This window comes from Vibrio chagasii, from assembly GCF_002954585.1.
GTDB classification, from domain to species: Bacteria; Pseudomonadota; Gammaproteobacteria; order Enterobacterales; family Vibrionaceae; genus Vibrio; species Vibrio chagasii_A.
Genome location: NZ_MSCI01000001.1, coordinates 1,051,793 through 1,068,755, shown reverse-complemented (window position 1 = coordinate 1,068,755; position 16,963 = coordinate 1,051,793). Strand labels below are relative to the sequence as shown.

Annotated in this window: 17 protein-coding genes; 9 read left to right on the top strand and 8 right to left on the bottom strand. The window is 43.6% G+C overall.

Going from position 1 to position 16,963, the window contains the following annotated elements; translation table 11 throughout:
• Window positions 1–128: 128 nt before the first annotated feature.
• A complete protein-coding gene (locus BTO10_RS05130; RefSeq protein ID WP_105023799.1) occupies window positions 129–1,556 on the bottom strand; it encodes an NAD-dependent succinate-semialdehyde dehydrogenase in 1,428 nt (475 codons plus the stop codon).
• A gap of 359 nt (window positions 1,557–1,915) precedes the next feature.
• On the opposite strand from BTO10_RS05130, the gene BTO10_RS05125 reads away from it, so the two are divergent.
• A complete protein-coding gene (locus tag BTO10_RS05125; protein WP_004737666.1) occupies window positions 1,916–2,488 on the top strand; it encodes a malate synthase in 573 nt (190 codons plus the stop codon).
• 456 nt (window positions 2,489–2,944) lie between these two features.
• Window positions 2,945–4,552 (top strand): BCCT family transporter, encoded by a 1,608-nt coding sequence (locus BTO10_RS05120; protein ID WP_105023798.1) that lies wholly within the window; start codon window positions 2,945–2,947, stop codon window positions 4,550–4,552.
• 181 nt (window positions 4,553–4,733) lie between these two features.
• On the opposite strand, the gene BTO10_RS05115 is transcribed toward BTO10_RS05120, so the two are convergent.
• Window positions 4,734–5,660: a M14 family metallopeptidase gene (locus tag BTO10_RS05115; protein ID WP_105023797.1), complete on the bottom strand. Its 927-nt coding sequence runs from the start codon at window positions 5,658–5,660 to the stop codon at window positions 4,734–4,736.
• Window positions 5,661–5,834: 174 nt separating this feature from the next.
• Here BTO10_RS05115 and BTO10_RS05110 point away from each other — a divergent pair, with 174 nt between their 5' ends.
• Complete coding sequence (locus tag BTO10_RS05110; protein ID WP_105023796.1) at window positions 5,835–6,740, top strand: DUF808 domain-containing protein; 906 nt, start codon at window positions 5,835–5,837, stop codon at window positions 6,738–6,740.
• 136 nt (window positions 6,741–6,876) lie between these two features.
• On the opposite strand, the gene pyrC is transcribed toward BTO10_RS05110, so the two are convergent.
• Together pyrC and BTO10_RS05100 are read right to left on the bottom strand one after the other, a co-directional pair.
• The gene (gene pyrC / locus BTO10_RS05105; protein ID WP_105023795.1) at window positions 6,877–7,905 is read right to left on the bottom strand and encodes a dihydroorotase; all 1,029 of its coding nucleotides are present in this window, start codon (window positions 7,903–7,905) and stop codon (window positions 6,877–6,879) included.
• Between the two features lie 191 nt (window positions 7,906–8,096).
• Window positions 8,097–8,255: a YqaE/Pmp3 family membrane protein gene (locus tag BTO10_RS05100; protein WP_004737661.1), complete on the bottom strand. Its 159-nt coding sequence runs from the start codon at window positions 8,253–8,255 to the stop codon at window positions 8,097–8,099.
• A 218-nt stretch (window positions 8,256–8,473) separates the two neighbouring features.
• Between BTO10_RS05100 and BTO10_RS05095 the strand changes: the two genes are divergently transcribed.
• Window positions 8,474–10,330, top strand: a complete 1,857-nt coding sequence (locus BTO10_RS05095; protein WP_105023794.1) for a hybrid-cluster NAD(P)-dependent oxidoreductase — start codon at window positions 8,474–8,476, stop codon at window positions 10,328–10,330.
• 85 nt (window positions 10,331–10,415) lie between these two features.
• On the opposite strand, the gene nadE is transcribed toward BTO10_RS05095, so the two are convergent.
• Entirely contained in the window at window positions 10,416–11,246 is an 831-nt protein-coding gene (nadE, locus tag BTO10_RS05090; protein WP_004737659.1) for an ammonia-dependent NAD(+) synthetase, read from the bottom strand.
• 109 nt (window positions 11,247–11,355) lie between these two features.
• Between nadE and BTO10_RS05085 the strand changes: the two genes are divergently transcribed.
• Both BTO10_RS05085 and BTO10_RS05080 read left to right on the top strand, forming a co-directional pair.
• Complete coding sequence (locus tag BTO10_RS05085; protein WP_105023793.1) at window positions 11,356–11,877, top strand: nicotinate-nicotinamide nucleotide adenylyltransferase; 522 nt, start codon at window positions 11,356–11,358, stop codon at window positions 11,875–11,877.
• A gap of 22 nt (window positions 11,878–11,899) precedes the next feature.
• Entirely contained in the window at window positions 11,900–12,391 is a 492-nt protein-coding gene (locus BTO10_RS05080; protein WP_105023792.1) for a hypothetical protein, read from the top strand.
• A 150-nt stretch (window positions 12,392–12,541) separates the two neighbouring features.
• Here BTO10_RS05080 and BTO10_RS05075 read toward each other — a convergent pair whose 3' ends face one another.
• Complete coding sequence (locus BTO10_RS05075; protein WP_105023791.1) at window positions 12,542–13,168, bottom strand: AraC family transcriptional regulator; 627 nt, start codon at window positions 13,166–13,168, stop codon at window positions 12,542–12,544.
• A gap of 175 nt (window positions 13,169–13,343) precedes the next feature.
• Between BTO10_RS05075 and BTO10_RS05070 the strand changes: the two genes are divergently transcribed.
• Window positions 13,344–14,450 carry a 1-acyl-sn-glycerol-3-phosphate acyltransferase gene (locus BTO10_RS05070; protein ID WP_004737749.1) on the top strand — a complete coding sequence of 369 codons (1,107 nt, stop codon included), beginning with the start codon at window positions 13,344–13,346 and terminating at the stop codon, window positions 14,448–14,450.
• A gap of 104 nt (window positions 14,451–14,554) precedes the next feature.
• On the opposite strand, the gene BTO10_RS05065 is transcribed toward BTO10_RS05070, so the two are convergent.
• Complete coding sequence (locus BTO10_RS05065; protein ID WP_105023790.1) at window positions 14,555–15,154, bottom strand: hypothetical protein; 600 nt, start codon at window positions 15,152–15,154, stop codon at window positions 14,555–14,557.
• Window positions 15,155–15,276: 122 nt separating this feature from the next.
• Here BTO10_RS05065 and BTO10_RS05060 point away from each other — a divergent pair, with 122 nt between their 5' ends.
• A complete protein-coding gene (locus tag BTO10_RS05060) occupies window positions 15,277–15,573 on the top strand; it encodes a YnjH family protein (RefSeq protein WP_105023789.1) in 297 nt (98 codons plus the stop codon).
• Window positions 15,574–15,610: 37 nt separating this feature from the next.
• On the opposite strand, the gene BTO10_RS05055 is transcribed toward BTO10_RS05060, so the two are convergent.
• Window positions 15,611–15,910, bottom strand: a complete 300-nt coding sequence (locus BTO10_RS05055; RefSeq protein ID WP_004737752.1) for a YfcZ/YiiS family protein — start codon at window positions 15,908–15,910, stop codon at window positions 15,611–15,613.
• A 530-nt stretch (window positions 15,911–16,440) separates the two neighbouring features.
• Here BTO10_RS05055 and BTO10_RS05050 point away from each other — a divergent pair.
• Window positions 16,441–16,902 (top strand): TetR/AcrR family transcriptional regulator, encoded by a 462-nt coding sequence (locus BTO10_RS05050; RefSeq protein ID WP_004737753.1) that lies wholly within the window; start codon window positions 16,441–16,443, stop codon window positions 16,900–16,902.
• Window positions 16,903–16,963: the final 61 nt, after the last annotated feature.

The following is a 16,963-nucleotide window of genomic DNA, read 5'->3' as shown; positions in this document are numbered from 1 at the left end:
AACAACGATAAAAGTAACCCCCCTTAACCGAGCCCAAGGTGCCGCGCAATATAGCGCGGCTTTTTTTTGCTTTCGTTTTCAGATAGTTTGTGAGAAGCGAAGAGAAAAGCCTAGTTTCCACCGAAGCCTTAATTTCCCCCAAAACATAGATACTTAATATCCATGTATTCATCGATGCCTTCTTTTGCCCCTTCACGACCAATACCCGACTGTTTCACCCCACCAAACGGTGCTACTTCAGTAGAGATCAAGCCGTCATTGATGCCAACCATACCGTATTCAAGCGCTTCTGCTACCTTCCACACACGGTGAATATTCTGGCTGTAGAAGTAAGACGCTAAACCATAAATGGTATCGTTCGCCATCTCGATGAGTTCTTCATCGCTGTCGAACTTCATAACTGGAGCGACAGGGCCAAAGATCTCTTGTTGAACGATGTCCATGTCATGTTTCACGTCTTTAAGAATGACGGGTTGAATAAACTGGCCATCGAGTAATTGAGTTGCTGTCACTGGCTGTGCACCTTGCTCAATCGCTCGGTCAATTAAGCTTTGGATATTTTGCTTTGCTCTTTCACTGATGACTGGGCCGATATTGACGCCTTCATCTAAGCCATTTCCGACCTTAAGCTGTTGTACTGCTTGGTCGAACTTAGCCACAAATTCGTCGTGTACCTTGCTGTGGATATAGAAGCGGTTAGCACAAACACAAGTTTGCCCTGCATTGCGGAATTTAGATGCCATTGCTCCTTGCACGGCAGCGTCGATGTCTGCGTCGTCAAACACAATAAAGGGTGCGTTGCCGCCAAGCTCCATCGAGGTACGTTTGATGCCTTTGGCAGCTTGCGCCATCAAGATGCTGCCAACACGGGTAGAGCCAGTAAATGAGATCTTTTTGATTAATGGGTGAGAGGTAAACAGTTCGCCGATTTGTTCCGGACTGTTACCTAAAACCACTTGAATAAGGTCTTCAGGGATTCCAGCTTGGTAAGCCAGTTTAACGACCGCAAACGCAGAAAGTGGTGTCTCGTCAGAAGGTTTCACAATGAAGCTACAGCCAGCCGCTAATGCAGGCGCTGCTTTACGGGTGATCATCGCCACGGGAAAATTCCATGGTGTGATGGCACAGGCAACCCCAATCGGTTGTTTGATAGTGACTAAACGCTTATCTGCCGCAGTACTTGGGATCGAATCGCCGTAGGTGCGTTTGGCTTCTTCGGCGAACCACTCAATAAAGCTTGCGCCGTAAACCACTTCGCCAGTCGCTTCAGCCAACGGTTTGCCTTGCTCCATTGTCATCAAGCGAGCAAGATCATCTTTGTTTTCAAGGATCAACTTATACCAATTATTCAGCAGCGCTGCGCGAGTTTTGGCTGGAACTTTTGCCCACTCTTTCTGTGCGATATTTGTACGCTTGATAGCGTTATCTAGCTCTACCTCGGTAGAGATTGGCGCATAGCCTATGAGCTCACCGGTTGCTGGATTGGTGACCGCAACCGCGCTATCTGCTTCTGTCACCATAAAAGAGAGTAATTGCTTGTTGTTGATTTTGAGCATTGTGGTTCCTTATTGATGAGCAACTAAAATGTACTCTTTCCGTCAATGGATCACTAAATTGTTACTCACTATTTTCACGAGGAAGTTAGTACACGAATCAAACAAGACCTGAAATGAGAATATTACGCCCCATAAGTCTATAAAAATTAGTTGCTTGTTATCCATATTACCCCCAAAAGTAAGGCTGTGTAAAAAAGCAATTTAGTAAAATTCACAGTGTGTAATTTTTGTTGTGAAATTGTTTCAAAAATAACAGTAGTATTAAAAACATGGAAACCAAGCAGTAAAGAACAAATCTGAAAAGGGTCAATTAGGATGTTTGACCCGAGTGAAATTTAAAGCCGTACGAGGGATAGACTATGAATATGCTGACACTAGACAAAACAGAACTTCACAGAAACCATTCAACTTTTATTGCTGAAGCTGTCTTTGCCGTCGAAATGGTGAAAGCAGACAAGCAACTCGAAAAGCAGAAGATGGCGAAACAGTTGCTAGATACTCTATTTCCTCTTGAGTCGGGCTCTCATGAAGATGTTGTGAGCTATGAGATTGACTACCGACATGTTCAGGTTTACTTCAAAAATGGTGAACATACAGGCCTAAAACGCGCGAAGCATTTTGTGGCATATACAGGTGATAAATCTAAGCCATCATCAATCCTGTTCCGTGATGAAAGTGGTACTCATGTGGAAGTGACGATTGGTGCTCGCAAAGGTACAGGTAACCTTGAGCTTGTTGATATCGAAGACATCCAACTAGAGACATGCACCACATTTGGTCAAACAGACGCAAGTATTTCTTCTGGAATCCGACATTGGGTTAGCTTAGTGAAGGGTGATGAAAGCGGCCGACCAAATGCATCAAGTGAAGATAAAGAGTTCACTGCGAAAAATGGTGATGATTACAATCTTGGATTCTGTTTCGCACTCTAATATCGAGCGCTGCAGTGCGCAGCGCTAACATCAATTTCTCTTTTACCTTTGGTAATTTCCCCGCCCCTATAGCGGGGCTTTTTTATTAGAGCTATAAGTAAATTGGACGATTATTAAAATTATATACAGAAAATTTGGATGTGACTTTACGGTGTGTGGTTTTGATTTAAGTTATTGTATTTAAATGATTTTGTTGATTTATTTTATTCTGGTTTTATTAGGTTAATTATCATTATCCAGGCGGTTATGAGTAACTATTGAGCTAAAACTCAGTCAAAATGCTTCGTGTTGTGCTATATTGTGCGGCTTGGGATTGAGCAAATAAGTCCATTCACTATCTCAAATAGTGACTTTCACCATGCTTTGTTTGGGTGATTTGGCGAGCCAATCAAGTAGTAGTTGGATATGGAGCGAGTCCTTATATTCGTTGAATCGGATATACGAACATCATAATTTATGAGTTTTAAATCAAAAAAGTACAGTATTGATTCTACTGACTATCAAGTTGGTCAAGACAACGTCAGTAAATGGGGCATGGATGTCCATAACACAGTTTTCGTAGCCTCTGTTGGCTTATCTCTTCTCTTCATCATCACCCTTCTTGCTCTGCCTCCTGCAGATGCCAAAGCGGCAATTGACTCCATCAAGGGTGCGGTTCTATCAAAGTTTGACTTCCTGTTCATGTGGGGAGCCAACATCATGTTAATTTTTGCTGTTATTTTGGCATTCTCACCGCTAGGTAAAGTTCGCTTAGGTGGTGAAGACGCAACGGCAGATTATTCGATGGCCTCTTGGATTGCGATGTTATTCGCAGCCGGCATGGGTATTGGACTTATTTTCTGGGGTGTTGCTGAGCCAACTGCGTTCTTTACCAACTGGTTTGGTACTCCATTGAACGTAGAACCTTTTACAGAAGCAGGTCGTGAGTTAGCGCTGGGTGCAACCGTATTCCACTGGGGCTTCCATGCTTGGGCTATCTACGGCATGACCGCGCTTTGCCTAGCGTATTTTGTTTATAACAAAGGTCTACCGTTATCTATGCGCTCTGTATTTTACCCAATCTTGGGTGAGCGAGTATGGGGCAAAACAGGTGATGTGATCGACGTGCTAACAGTACTGGTTACTCTGTTTGGTTTGGCGACTTCGTTAGGTTTGGGTGGTACACAAGCAGCAAGTGGTATTAGCCACGTGTTTGGTTTGGAAAACAATATCCTACTTCAGCAATCTATCATTGTTTTGATCATGGGTCTGGCGATCATCTCTGTACTTCGTGGTATGGATGGTGGTGTTAAGTTCCTAAGTAACCTAAACATGGTTATTGCGTTTGTATTCCTTGGCCTTATTGCAGTGCTTAACTTCACAACTGTGCTTGATTCTGTAGCAACAGCGGCAACGGGCTATGTGAAAAATATCTTGGCATTGAGCCAAAGCTCTGGTCGTGAAGACACGACATGGCTACATGGTTGGACGGTGTTCTACTGGGCGTGGTGGGTAGCGTATGCACCATTCTTCGGTATGTTTGTAGCGCGTATTTCTAAAGGTCGTACGGTTCGTGAGTTCTTGTTCTGCGTACTGATTATCCCAACGCTAGTAACTTCGGCTTGGATGTCTGTGTTTGGTGGTGTGGCTATTGAACAGGTCATTAATCATGTTGGTCAACTTGGTCTTGATCAAGGCATCACCGATGTATCGCTAAGCTTGTTCCACATGTTAGATGCGTACTCGTTTGGCAGCATTCTATCGGTTATCGCAGTAGCACTGATCATTGTGTTCTTCGTTACGACACTAGACTCAGGTTCGATTGTTATCGATGGCATGACGGCTGGTGGTAAGCTTGAAGTACCAGTGAAACAGAAAGTAGTGTGGGCGGTTATCTCAGGTGCGATTGCGATGGTGATGCTGTGGATTGGTGGTACTCAATCTATCCAAGCACTGCAATCTATTACGATTATCGCAGCGCTGCCGTTCACTATCATTCTTCTGATTGGCTGTGTGAGCCTGCTGAAAGGTCTATTTACAGAAGTAGATAAAGGCCAAGCAAACGTAAGCGAAACAGCGAAATAGGGCGATTTTCTAGTGAGGTAAATTACTCGCTAATGACGCCCTAAGTATTACTGAAACTCTCTTGTACTCTTTGCGAGGGAGTTTTTTATGTGCGCTATCCAGAAATAAAAAAGCCACAAGTGATTCGTCACTTGTGGCTTTTTTCAACTTTATTCTAGTTCTCTAGAGATAAATTATTCGCTTACGCATTTAGCTCGTGTTGAATCACGTAATCTAGAGCACCAACGACAGCTGCAACTTGTGCGTCGTTACACTCTTCGTCTGTTACTTTGTCGCTGTCTGGGTAAACTTCTGTCGTTGTGCCGTACTTGCAGTTCGTTACGCCGCCACAAAGGCCAAGCTCTTTCATTGGGTAGTTAATCACACCGTGCTGTGTCACTTCTGAGCCAATGATCTTGCCGTCTGCATCTGCTGGTGCAATGTGCGTTACTTTTTCAACTGAAGCAATGACAGCCGCTTGGAATTCTGGCTGAGGGTTTTCCGTGTCACCTACTGTGTAGAAACCATCTGGAATCATACCTTCGATGTACTCAATGCCGTCACGAGCAGCAAGTGCTGGGCGGAATTCAGTTTCATCAGAATCTGTCGTTTCGTGTAGATCAACGTGAACCAGCACTTCTGGTAGAGACGCCACTAATGCACGTAAGTTTGCTGATTCTTCAGCAGGGGTACCTTCATAGAAAGAACGGTTCGGATCAACGGCATTTGGGTTCCAGCGGTTGATGACTTCGTAACCCCAAGGGCTAACACAAGGTGCAACTACTACGTTGAAATGCGCTGCGTATTTCTCTGCTTGAGTATCTGCAAATTTGATCGCACCGTGTACACCACTGGTCTCATAACCGTGAACACCGCCTGTTACTAGAACGGTTGGTTTTGATGCATCCCAGTTTTTGCTCTTGATTGCAAATAGAGGGAAACGCGCCTCATCGTAGCTCAGCGCGCCGTATTGCTCGATATCAAAGCGGCCTGCTAATGCTTGGATTTTAGGAACAACTTCTTGCTGGTATTCACGCTTAACGGTTCTTTGAGCAAACCATGCTTGACGTTCTGCTTCTTGCCATTTTTTTCCAGGTTCACCGATTGGGTAGCTGTATTCACTTTTCATCTATACTTTTTCTTTTATGTTCGTGAAAGATGCAGACAGACTAGTCCTGTCTCGCTGAGACGGCAATAGAAAACACAGTTTGTGACTTTATTTTTTACAGACTCATAACTTTGATGAGTGAATTGATAGTGTTACATTTTATCTGTTGTTCAATCCTTTAAAAGAGACAATAAAATGGCTGGAGCAAGTTTACTCACACTGTTAGATGACATAGCCACAGTGCTAGACGATGTTGCACTGATGTCTAAAGTTGCGGCGAAGAAAACCGCAGGTGTATTGGGCGATGATTTAGCACTTAACGCACAGCAGGTTTCGGGTGTGTCTGCTGAACGAGAAATCCCTGTGGTGTGGGCGGTTGCAAAAGGCTCATTCAAGAACAAGTTGATTCTTGTGCCTGCCGCTTTATTGATTAGTGCATTTATTCCTTGGTTGATCATGCCATTGTTGTTAATTGGTGGCTTGTTTCTTTGTTTCGAAGGGGCTGAGAAGATCTTAGAAAAGTTCTTCCCGCACGCCCACCAAGATAACGACAAAGGAGAAGAAGATAAAACCGGTGAGTCCATTGAGGGCTATGAGAAGAGAAAGGTTAAAGGCGCAATTCGCACCGACTTCATCTTATCCGCAGAAATCATTGTGATTGCTCTGGGTACCGTGACGGGGACCAGCATCTTGACCCAGATTATTGTCGTGAGCTTGATTGCTGTCGTGATGACGATTGGTGTCTATGGCTTGGTTGCAGGGATAGTGAAGTTGGATGACTTAGGTTTCTATCTTCAACGTACATCTGACGGTAGCGCAGTCAAAACAAAGCTTGGCAATGGGCTTGTTTCCTTTGCGCCAAAGTTAATGAAGATGCTTGCTGTTGTCGGTACGGCTGCCATGTTCTTGGTTGGTGGTGGTATCGTGGTTCATAACGTTCCTGCGATTCATCATTTGATTGAACCTATCATCATGGACTTCAGCGGGCATACGATAGCGACTGCAGTTGTTCCCACTTTGTTGAATGGCGTGATTGGTGTAGTGGCAGGGTTACTTGTTGTCGCGGTTTGGAGTGTGATAGAGAAGGTTCGGGGCAAGTAGGGCTTAAACAACCTCTTAGGCAATGAGTTTGTCAGATACTAAACAAAAAGGGTCACCCATAATGGGGTGACCCTTTTTAGTTGAAGCGAAGTCTTTACGAAGCATCTACAACGTATTTACTTTGCCTTGCGAGTGCTTATTTTACTGACCAAGCGATGGTCTCGCCGCCACGAATTGGTACAACGATGTCTGAACCAAATGGCATGGTTTCAGCAACGTTCCACTCTTCTTTTACTAGAGTGATAGTGTCTGTGTTACGTGGGATGCCGTAGAAGTCTGGGCCGTTGTGGCTTGTGAACGCTTCTAGGTTCTCAATCTTGCCTTCTAATTCGAACACTTCAGCGTACAGTTCAACAGCTGCGTGTGCCGTGTAAGAACCCGCACAGCCACATGCTGACTCTTTTGCGCCTTTTGCGTGTGGTGCTGAGTCTGTACCTAAGAAGAACTTCTTGCTGCCGCTTGTCGCTGCTTCAATTAGCGCTTTTTGGTGAGTGTTGCGCTTAAGGATTGGTAGGCAGTAGAAGTGTGGCTTAATGCCGCCAACCAGCATGTGGTTGCGGTTGTAAAGCAAGTGATGGGCTGTGATTGTCGCGGCAACGTTGTCGTTCGCGTTCTTTACGAAATTCGCAGCATCTGCAGTCGTGATGTGCTCTAGAACGATTTTTAGGTTAGGGAAGTCATTCACGATTGGCGCAAGAACGGTGTCTAGGAACTCTTTTTCACGGTCAAAGATATCAACATCGTGCGTCGTTACTTCGCCGTGTACCAAAAGTAGCATGCCAACTTCTTGCATAGCTTCTAGTACGTGGTAGATGTTCTTCGCAGAGGTTACACCTGAGTCAGAGTTAGTTGTTGCGCCTGCTGGGTAAAGCTTCGCAGCCACAACTGCGCCAGATTCTTTCGCTTTACGAATTTCATCTGGTGTTGTGTTGTCTGTCAGGTAAAGTGCCATTAGAGGCTGGAACTGCTCGCTTGGCTGCTCTGCCATGATGCGTTCACGGTAAGCTAGAGCCATTTCGGTATCAGTTACCGGTGGGATGGTATTTGGCATGATTAACGCTCGACCATTGTAGCGGCTGATATCGCGCACTGTATCTTTTAATACTTCGCCATCGCGTAGATGAACGTGCCAGTCGTCAGGACGAGTAATCGTAAGTTGTGTCATTGAAGGCTCCCACCATTTGAAGTGTTATGTAGTTGGAGCCTAAACTCGGCGAAATCTGTGAAAGCAATCGCTTACGTTTAGGCGACAGGATGATAGTGGAAAAGCACTTTCATTTCATCCTATTTTTAACTCTTCAGGGTTGGGATCTTGCTTTCCGCGTATTTTATTCGGTATTTGTTTTTGAAGATGGATTATCGAGTCGCTACCCACAACCCGTGGATCATTCCCGGAACCCAGAAGAAGAAAGTGAGGACGATGTTGATCAAAAGGTCTTTGCCTGCGCCTCGTGCGAAAAACACACCCAAAGGGGGAAGCAGTACACATAAGATGATAATGACGAGTTTGTTCATGATAAATCCTTTTTATTCAATGAAAGTTCAATGCACTAACTGTATTCACAGTATAGAAGGTCTGAAGAGTGTTAATGCATTGCTGCCTTAATGTATAGAAGACAATGAGTTAAACATCTCAAGATATTCGCTTAGTATCAAGTGTTTAATAGCTGCCAGTTTATCTCTTTATAACCATTTGTTAGCATTGGGACAAACTACAAAACATTGGAATCGTTATGTCGCAGTCACCTCTAGATCGAAAGGCTTCAGAGCAAGCTCCTTCCTTATCTCAAATCAATGTGTTTCCGGTTAAATCAGTGGGCGGCATTGCGCTTTCTTCTGCTTGGGTTGAAAAACAAGGTCTCACTTTTGACAGACGTTTCATGCTGGCATTGGCTGACGGCTCAATGGTTACGGCGCGTAAATATCCTAAAATGGTCAAAGTGTCTTCCAGCTTGCTGCCAGATGGCTTGATTTTTACTTACGAAGGCAAAGAGCCACTGCGCCTTAAGTATGCGAACTTCAAGATGCAAGAAGCGCCAGCAACAGTGTGGAAAGACAGCTTCACGGCCTACACAACGAGTGATGAAGCTGATGACTGGTTTAGTGATGTATTGGGTGTACGTGTTGAGCTACTTTTCTCTGGTGAACAATCGAATCGTGTTCGTGAAAAGTTGGGCCATAACGTGAGTTTTGCCGACGGTTACCCGATGTTGATCATCAGCCAAGCTTCGCTTGATGAGTTGAATCGCCGCAGCCCTGAAACGCATTCTATGGATCAGTTCCGTACCAACTTCGTGGTCTCAAACACTGAAGCGTTTGCTGAAGATGGTTGGAAGCGCATTCGAATTGGTGAGGTTGAGTTCGAGGCGGTGAAGCCTTGTGAACGTTGTATTCTAACCACGGTTGATGTTAACAGTGGTGAGTTAAGAGCGACAAAAGAGCCACTGAATACCTTCTCTAAATTCAGAGCCAATGATCGTGGTGGTGTGTTCTTTGGTCAGAACCTAGTTGCTAAGAACGAAGGCTTAGTCAGAGCCGGTGATTTGGTTGAAGTACTCGAAACCAAAGAAAAAGAACATTACGAAGACACATGGGTAGAGTCGCTACATTTAACTTGCGTTGAGCGTGAAGAGATCGCTAGAGACTTTACGACATTTTGGTTAGAGCCAGCGAAAGAGAACCACTCTTTACCAAGTTACCAACCAGGTCAGCATCTGCCGATTGAAATGGTTATTGATGGTGAAAAAGTGTCTCGTCGTTATACGCTATCTTCGAGCCCATCTCGCGCGGGTCGTTTAGCTATTTCAGTGAAGCGCGTCAATGACGGCCAGATCTCCAACTGGTTGAACGACCATTTCCAAGTTGGCGATACCTTAGTCGCGCAAAACCCTGATGGTGCTTTCTACTTAGAAGAGAACCCAACGCACCCATTATTATTACTTTCTGCGGGTAGCGGTATCACGCCTATGCTGTCGATGCTTCGTTATCTGGCAGACCATGATCAAATTAATGATGTGGTTTTCTATCACCAATGCAGCAGCGAAGAAGATATTCCTTATCAAGCTGAGATTGACCAGATCGCCAAAGAGCACGAGGGCTTACGTGTGATCTATTTATTGAGCCAACCAACGAAAGAGTGGGAGGGTTTGTCTGGTCGTTTGAGCGTGTCGCATGTAGCGAAAATTGAAGCGCTTCATAAACGCCAAGCCTTTGTATGTGGTCCTGATGGTTTCATGGATAATGCAAAGAAACTACTGATTCAAATGGGCTTGAATCCTCAGCACTATCATCAAGAAGCATTTGGTGTCGCACAATCAACGGAAGAGACAGTTAAGCAACTACAGCTAAGTGTTAATGGCTATCTATTCGAAGGCAACAATCAGTCTACCTTACTAGAGCAAGCTGAGTCGGCGGGTGTATCCATTGCATCAAGCTGTCGTGCCGGTTTTTGTGGTGCTTGTAAAGTGACCCTTGAGTCTGGGCAAGTTCATCAACCGGATGTACCAGCGCTGCAGGAGCACGAACGAAATATGGGTCAGATTTTAGCATGTTGCAGTGTGCCTCAAACCGATATCGAAGTTGTGGGTTAATGGCTAATTAAGTCACTCCCTTCATAAAATAGCAAAGGCCGGAAGTTGAACTTCCGGCCTTTTTAATTGAGTTTAACTTAAAGTATTAATCGTAGATTGTTGGAATTGGTTGACGCTTGTGTTGTGTTGCTTTGTAGATGCTCACTAAGCGGTCTGATACGTCTTGAGGTACTTCTTTACCTTCAAGGAAATCATCGATTTGATCGTAAGTTAAGTTTAGCGCTGCTTCGTCAGCTTTCTGTGGATCAAGCTCTTCTAGATCGGCAGTTGGCACTTTCTTAACTAGCAGCTCTGGCGCGCCTAGTGTTGCCGCTAGTTCACGAACTTGACGCTTGTTTAGGCCAAATAGAGGCGCTAAATCACAGGCACCGTCGCCGTGTTTAGTGTAAAAGCCAGTGATGTTCTCTGCTGAGTGATCGGTACCAATCACAAGACCACCAACGTAACCTGCGATTTCGTACTGTGCGATCATACGAGCTCGAGCTTTTACGTTACCTTTTACAAAGTCGATTTTCGCCGAGTCTGTTGGTAGTAGACCCGTTCCTTCAAGTGCAACGTGAGAAGCCGCGTGAAGTCCATCAACACCCGCTTTAATGTTTACAGAAACTGATTGAGAAGGCTGAATAAAAGAGAGAGCAAGTTGTGCTTCATCTTCATCTTTTTGCTCACCGTAAGGTAGACGAACTGCGATGAATTGGTAGTCGTTGCTACCTGTGCTTTCATTCAAGCTGTCAACTGCCAGTTGTGCTAGACGACCACAAGTAGTCGAGTCTACACCACCACTGATACCAAGGATCAGGGACTTGCAGCCAGACTGCTGAAGTTTCGTTTTGATAAAGTCCACACGACGAGTCACTTCGAAGTGAGGGTCAATTGAAGGTAGTACGCGCATTTCGTCACGAATTAACTGTTCCATTCGTATTCCTTTCCTGCAAGCAAATTAAAAATCTAGTGTTATCATACCTAAATCATTCGATTTAAAAACCTCTTTGCACAAGCTTAGAAAGAGAAGGCAGCAATTAATAATGAAAAAAATAGCCATTTTCGGTAGTGCGTTTAATCCGCCGAGCTTAGGGCATAAAAGTGTGATTGATTCACTGGCTCATTTCGACAAGATTCTTCTGGTACCAAGTATTGCCCATGCTTGGGGAAAAGAGATGCTAGACTTTGATACGAGATGTCAGTTAGTTAATGCATTTATTAGTGATCTTTCATTGGATCAAGTTGAACTATCATTGATCGAAAAGAGTTTGTTCACACCCGGTGAAAGTGTGACAACTTATGCTGTACTCAGTGAATTACAAAAGTTACATGGTGACGCTGAACTTACGTTTGTGATTGGGCCGGACAACTTCTTCAAGTTCTCATCTTTCTATAAATCAGATGAGATTACCGAGCGATGGTCTGTAATGGCTTGCCCGGAGAAGGTGAAGATCCGCAGCACAGACATTCGTAATGCATTGATAAGTGGAAGCGATGTATCAAAACTGAGTACAAAGTCAGTTACAAAGATATTGCAAGATAGTGGACTGTATACAATAATGTAGATTCACTAACTCAAGAGGTCTGATGACTATGCTAAAGCGCGCGATACCAGCGACGATGATCATTGCAGCATGCAGTTTACCTGCACAGGCTGAATGTGACTTTTTTAGCTTAGACTCAATCATGCTGGCTTCTGATGATGAAAATAGCTGTCTAGATTTTTCTACGAGCATCGATTCTTTCGGTCAGCGCATGCTAGAAATCACTGGTATGAGTGAAGAAGAAGCCGAGAGCACACCTGACTATTGGTCTGACTGGGTACTTCAAACCAAGGATACGCCGCTGTTAACGCAAAGCCTCGAGTCTAACTATGTTGGATTGGGAATGTGGTTCCCTGAAGACTTAGAAGACGAACAGTATGATATGTCGACTGAAGAGTGGCTTTTGAATCATGGTTTGCAATTGAGCATTGGCTTCGGTGAGAAAGTAGAAGGTCAACCTCGTATGCGTTTTGATTATCGTTGGCACGATTCAAGAGATGCCGATTTGATGATGCAAGTCGAGTTACCGTTTTAGACGAACGCGATCCTTCTATAAGATTGTAAATCTAGCTTTTGTTTATCCTGAATTAGTAATAAGAATTAAAAAAGCCGCAGAAACTCAGTTTTGCGGCTTTTTAGTATCTAAATCTTGGCTTTTCTCAGCGATATTATGTCGTATGAGCAACTATAGGTCGTCACCAAACACCAGCATACACAGTTGTTCAAACTCTTCTTCTTTACCTGAGAATAGGTCATCGATCACAGCTGCACGCTTCTGACCTGATTGCATGCGCTTCTTCGCCTCGCGCATTACCATCACTAAGGTGTGTTCTTGTGGCAGGTTAGAGTCATCAATGTTCCACTGATTGAATCGTTGAGACAACGCACTTTCACAAAGCAGTGGTTTGAATGCCAACACTTCTTGCTTGAGTACAGAAAGCATGTCTTTGCACGCTTGCTCGGTATTGTTAGCACCATAAGATCGGCCGTGAGTAAGCTCTAGCTTCTCTAGCAACGCCAAAGAGAGGTTAGTTTGCGTGATGTAACCTGCTTGGCGTGGGAAAGCATCTGTCAGTCGAACAGAGAAATCGACACGGCTAACTTGAGTGTTAGGGAAGTAGGTCAACGAAGTTAAGCAGTCAAATGGAATCCAAACGCTTTGGCCAGGTTCAACGGCGTACTCTTGCTTACCCAGTTTGATCAAAACCAAGCCACTTTGAACCGATACAAGGCTATGTTTTAGTACTTTCTTGCGTGGTGTGATCACCAGGTGTGAAAAGTAAGCCGATGTATATTCAATAGCGAAGTTCATAGATAGTACCTTAATTTTGGGGCGTCAAGATTACCGTTAATCTCAAAGAATGCCAACAATAACAGGCTATTTTCACTGTTTCTGGTCTGACCTTGTCAAAAGTATGGGCTCTGTAGCTGCGAGAAGTCAAAACAACGCGTAGAATGAGCCAGCTTTTTATTATATGAATGAAAAAATGACCTCTCCAACCGATCCATATGTTGATATTCGTCCTTACGGCGATGATGAAATTCCAGCGGCACTAAACCGTCTTATTAATGATGAAGAATTCATCAGTGCGATTCTGAACTACCGTTTTTCGAATCACGCAGCTTGGTTCCAAGCATTAATGAGCCCAATTCTACGTGTTTACTTAAAAATGAAGTGGAGCAAGCTGACTAGCGTTGAATCCATTCAGATTGAAGTGAAAAAGTACTTACGTGACACGTTAGCGAACACCACAAACGGTGTGACGTACACAGGCTTAGAGTCATTGGATGTGAATCAAGCATACTTGTTTGTATCAAACCATCGTGACATTGCTATGGATCCGGCGTTGGTGAACTACGCATTGCATCAACAAAATCACCAAACTTGTCGCATTGCGATTGGTGATAACCTTCTGAAGAAGCCGTGTGCGACAGAACTGATGCGCTTGAATAAGAGCTTTATCGTTAAGCGCTCTCTTAAAGGGCCGCGTGAAATGATGAAAGCGTTAGGTCAGCTCTCTTCTTACATTAAGCACTCTTTAGATACTGGTAACTCTATCTGGATCGCTCAGAAAGAAGGCCGTGCAAAAGACGGTAATGATTTCACTGATCCTGCAATCCTTAAAATGTTCCATGTTGAAGGACGCAAGCAGAAGGTGGCATTCCCTGAATACGTGAAGTCACTGAAGATTGTTCCTGTTGCTATCTCATATGAAAATGACCCTTGTGATACGGCGAAAGCGATCGAGTTGTTTGAAAAAGATGTAAACGGCAGCTACGAAAAAGGCGAATTTGAAGATATTGAGAGCATTATCCAAGGTATTGTGGGCAACAAAGGCCGCATTCATGTTGGTTTTGGTCAGGTTATCGATCAAGACTTTGAGACTCCAGAAGCATTGGCTGAAGAGATTGATCGCCAGATCCATGATAACTACAAACTGTTCCCAGTAAATCTATTGGCGGCAGAGAAAGAAGATGACTCGATCACTGCTACGGTTAAGAAAGAGTTCGAAGATAAGTTAGCGACGTTACCAAAAGGTGCGCGTCAGTACTTGATCGACAGCTATGCGAACCCAGTGAAGAACATTGGTTAGCGAACATTTCGCTGAATTGATTGAATTGAAAAAGGAGCCTTGAGCTCCTTTTTTTGTTTTTCTGCTTATACTTTTGATGGAAAAAGGTAAAGCTACAGGCAAGGCTAGCGAGCAACGGCACCGCCCAGTTCCAAATTTGTTGGCCAAGTCGTGACGGTGTTGCCACCTAAATAGATATTGCCTTTCACCGTCATCGTTTCTGGGAATGCAGTAATTGCTGAGCCGCCGATATATAGGTCACCGTCAATCACAATGCCATTTGGCAGTTCGGTTAAAGGGGTGCGAATAACACTCAGGTCGCCTCTCACTCGCAAGCCGTTGGGAAGCTTTTGCAGTGGAGTGTCAGTGAAATTGATGAACCCGCCGACTCTGACGCCTTTTGGCCAGCTGGTGATTTTGCTGCCCATGAAATCGGCATAGCCTTTGATTTTTATACCACTTGTTACTCTGGTTAGCTGACTATTAGAAGCCTTGAGGCTGCCGTTAACATCTAACCCTTTAGGTAAACGTGTGATCGGGGTGTTTTCGATATTAAGATTACCATCGACAACTAAACCGGTTGGAAGCGCTGTGTAAGGCTTATTTCGGAGATATAAGTTTCCGTAATTGTCCAGATGGTTCAATATTTGATAGTGATCGATTGGTTCTGCACTGACATTTGTTATGGTTAAAGAACCAATAATAAGTGCAATTATTCTGAGCATAATAGGCTTCTTATTACGATAGACGCTAACACTATAATGGAAAAATTATTCTCGCATAGTGTTTTACCCATTTGGCGGTAGATAAAATAGAAATCGTTTGGCTAATCAGAAATTAAACGACAATTGTAGGTAAATGGATGACTAGAGTAAATATACAAATAGTTAAGAGCGTTTTGGTAGCAAGTGCAATGTTTTGCTCAATGCCTGCCAGTGCGAACAAAGTAATTTCAACATCGGGGAAGGCTGCGGTGGTGGTTACTCAAAGTGGTCAACAGCAACGAGTTTGTTATTACGATGACAAGGCATACAGCATTGGAGCGGTGCTCGAAGTCTCTGGTGTTGTGATTCATTGTGCTGCGGAAAACGATTTTGAAACGAATGGCGCACTTGCTTGGATACAAATAAAAAAAGACGAGTAATTTAACTCGTCTTTATATAAGAGCATAAATGCTTATATCAACGCGCTAGAGAGCGAGTCTTAAGTTCGAAAATAATCTTTTCTGCGCTTACTTCGAACTTGAAGCGTGCATGCAATTCAGTACTTTCTTCGGTCATTTCTGACGCTTCATACTCAACATTGCTAGACACTTGCTTTGCTAGCTCTACGTACTTTGCAAATTCAGCTTCAATGAGTGCCTTCGAGTTGCCATATACAGTTACTTCAGCAACATCGTCACCTTCTTTAATGATGAACCCGATTTCGCCGGCACAGCCGCAAGCTTCACATACGTCGTTGTTACCCATATCTTGGCTCATAAATAATCCTCTTACAAAATCTGAGGTTATTCTAACGAGCAATTTGAACTGTATCTACAAAAATTAAAATCTTTGAACTAATTCGCACTGGTATGCTATGTTGTTTGTTGTGGGATTAAATGAATATGTACATTCGCGCCGACAAATATGTATGTGATCTATCTCATGTTTTGTTGAAAAGCAGTGTCATTAATTTGTTAGGATATCATTCAGTTAGTTGCGTCGTGACTAATTTTATAAGACTATCTATTGCTTGATAGGTATTTATACAATGAATTTATTGTTGGGTATTTGATATTCTAAGTAGTTATTTTAGATTAACCACTTAGAGCGGTAAGGTTACTTTCGAAGAATAATTAGACAAAGTGCCCAAAGAGGCAGCACTGTAAAGTTGTTTATGCGAAGTACTGGCGGGTATTTTAATGGAAATACTTGCGAAAAAATGCCTTGCTCACATAATGCTGATAACAATTTTCATTCTGACTTCATTTTATTGAGTTAGATGGATTTACAAAGAGAAGAGCCTGAATATGCCAAAGCGTAGTAAAGAAGATACAGAAATCACAATCCAGAAGATTATGGATGCCGTTGTAGACCAGTTACTAAGGTTGGGTTACGACAAGATGTCATACACGACGTTGAGTCAGCAAACGGGCGTTTCTCGTACAGGTATAAGCCACCACTTTCCAAAGAAAACAGATTTCACAGCTGCTCTAGACGGTCGAATCTTCAAGATGTTCATGGAGCACATTGATTTCGAAAATGGTCTTGATGCATTTTCAGCTAGCTGGGTTAAAGCGCTTGAAGACGCTGAGTTCCTAGCAATCTTACGTTTACTTTTCCACCATATCGTTACAGCTGAAAACGCACACGAATTTGCGGCAAACGGTATTGATCGTCTTTACAAGCTAACTGAGACTCAGTTTGGTGATACAAGCGGTAAAGAACTTGAGTGGTTGATTGGTAAATCACTGATTCGTATGAGCCAATAATCAATACATATTAAAAGAAGCTCCTGAGGGAGCTTTTTTTGTGCCTATCGTCTGATATCTG

Excerpts from the sequence above, each read along its gene's own strand:
- BTO10_RS05130 (WP_105023799.1), bottom strand. The coding sequence starts at position 1,556 with ATGCTCAAAATCAACAACAAGCAATTACTCTCTTTTATGGTGACAGAA.
- BTO10_RS05125 (WP_004737666.1), top strand. The coding sequence starts at position 1,916 with ATGAATATGCTGACACTAGACAAAACAGAACTTCACAGAAACCATTCA.
- BTO10_RS05120 (WP_105023798.1), top strand. The coding sequence starts at position 2,945 with ATGAGTTTTAAATCAAAAAAGTACAGTATTGATTCTACTGACTATCAA.
- BTO10_RS05115 (WP_105023797.1), bottom strand. The coding sequence starts at position 5,660 with ATGAAAAGTGAATACAGCTACCCAATCGGTGAACCTGGAAAAAAATGG.
- BTO10_RS05110 (WP_105023796.1), top strand. The coding sequence starts at position 5,835 with ATGGCTGGAGCAAGTTTACTCACACTGTTAGATGACATAGCCACAGTG.
- pyrC (WP_105023795.1), bottom strand. The coding sequence starts at position 7,905 with ATGACACAACTTACGATTACTCGTCCTGACGACTGGCACGTTCATCTA.
- BTO10_RS05100 (WP_004737661.1), bottom strand. The coding sequence starts at position 8,255 with ATGAACAAACTCGTCATTATCATCTTATGTGTACTGCTTCCCCCTTTG.
- BTO10_RS05095 (WP_105023794.1), top strand. The coding sequence starts at position 8,474 with ATGTCGCAGTCACCTCTAGATCGAAAGGCTTCAGAGCAAGCTCCTTCC.
- nadE (WP_004737659.1), bottom strand. The coding sequence starts at position 11,246 with ATGGAACAGTTAATTCGTGACGAAATGCGCGTACTACCTTCAATTGAC.
- BTO10_RS05085 (WP_105023793.1), top strand. The coding sequence starts at position 11,356 with ATGAAAAAAATAGCCATTTTCGGTAGTGCGTTTAATCCGCCGAGCTTA.
- BTO10_RS05080 (WP_105023792.1), top strand. The coding sequence starts at position 11,900 with ATGACTATGCTAAAGCGCGCGATACCAGCGACGATGATCATTGCAGCA.
- BTO10_RS05075 (WP_105023791.1), bottom strand. The coding sequence starts at position 13,168 with ATGAACTTCGCTATTGAATATACATCGGCTTACTTTTCACACCTGGTG.
- BTO10_RS05070 (WP_004737749.1), top strand. The coding sequence starts at position 13,344 with ATGACCTCTCCAACCGATCCATATGTTGATATTCGTCCTTACGGCGAT.
- BTO10_RS05065 (WP_105023790.1), bottom strand. The coding sequence starts at position 15,154 with ATGCTCAGAATAATTGCACTTATTATTGGTTCTTTAACCATAACAAAT.
- BTO10_RS05055 (WP_004737752.1), bottom strand. The coding sequence starts at position 15,910 with ATGAGCCAAGATATGGGTAACAACGACGTATGTGAAGCTTGCGGCTGT.
- BTO10_RS05050 (WP_004737753.1), top strand. The coding sequence starts at position 16,441 with ATGCCAAAGCGTAGTAAAGAAGATACAGAAATCACAATCCAGAAGATT.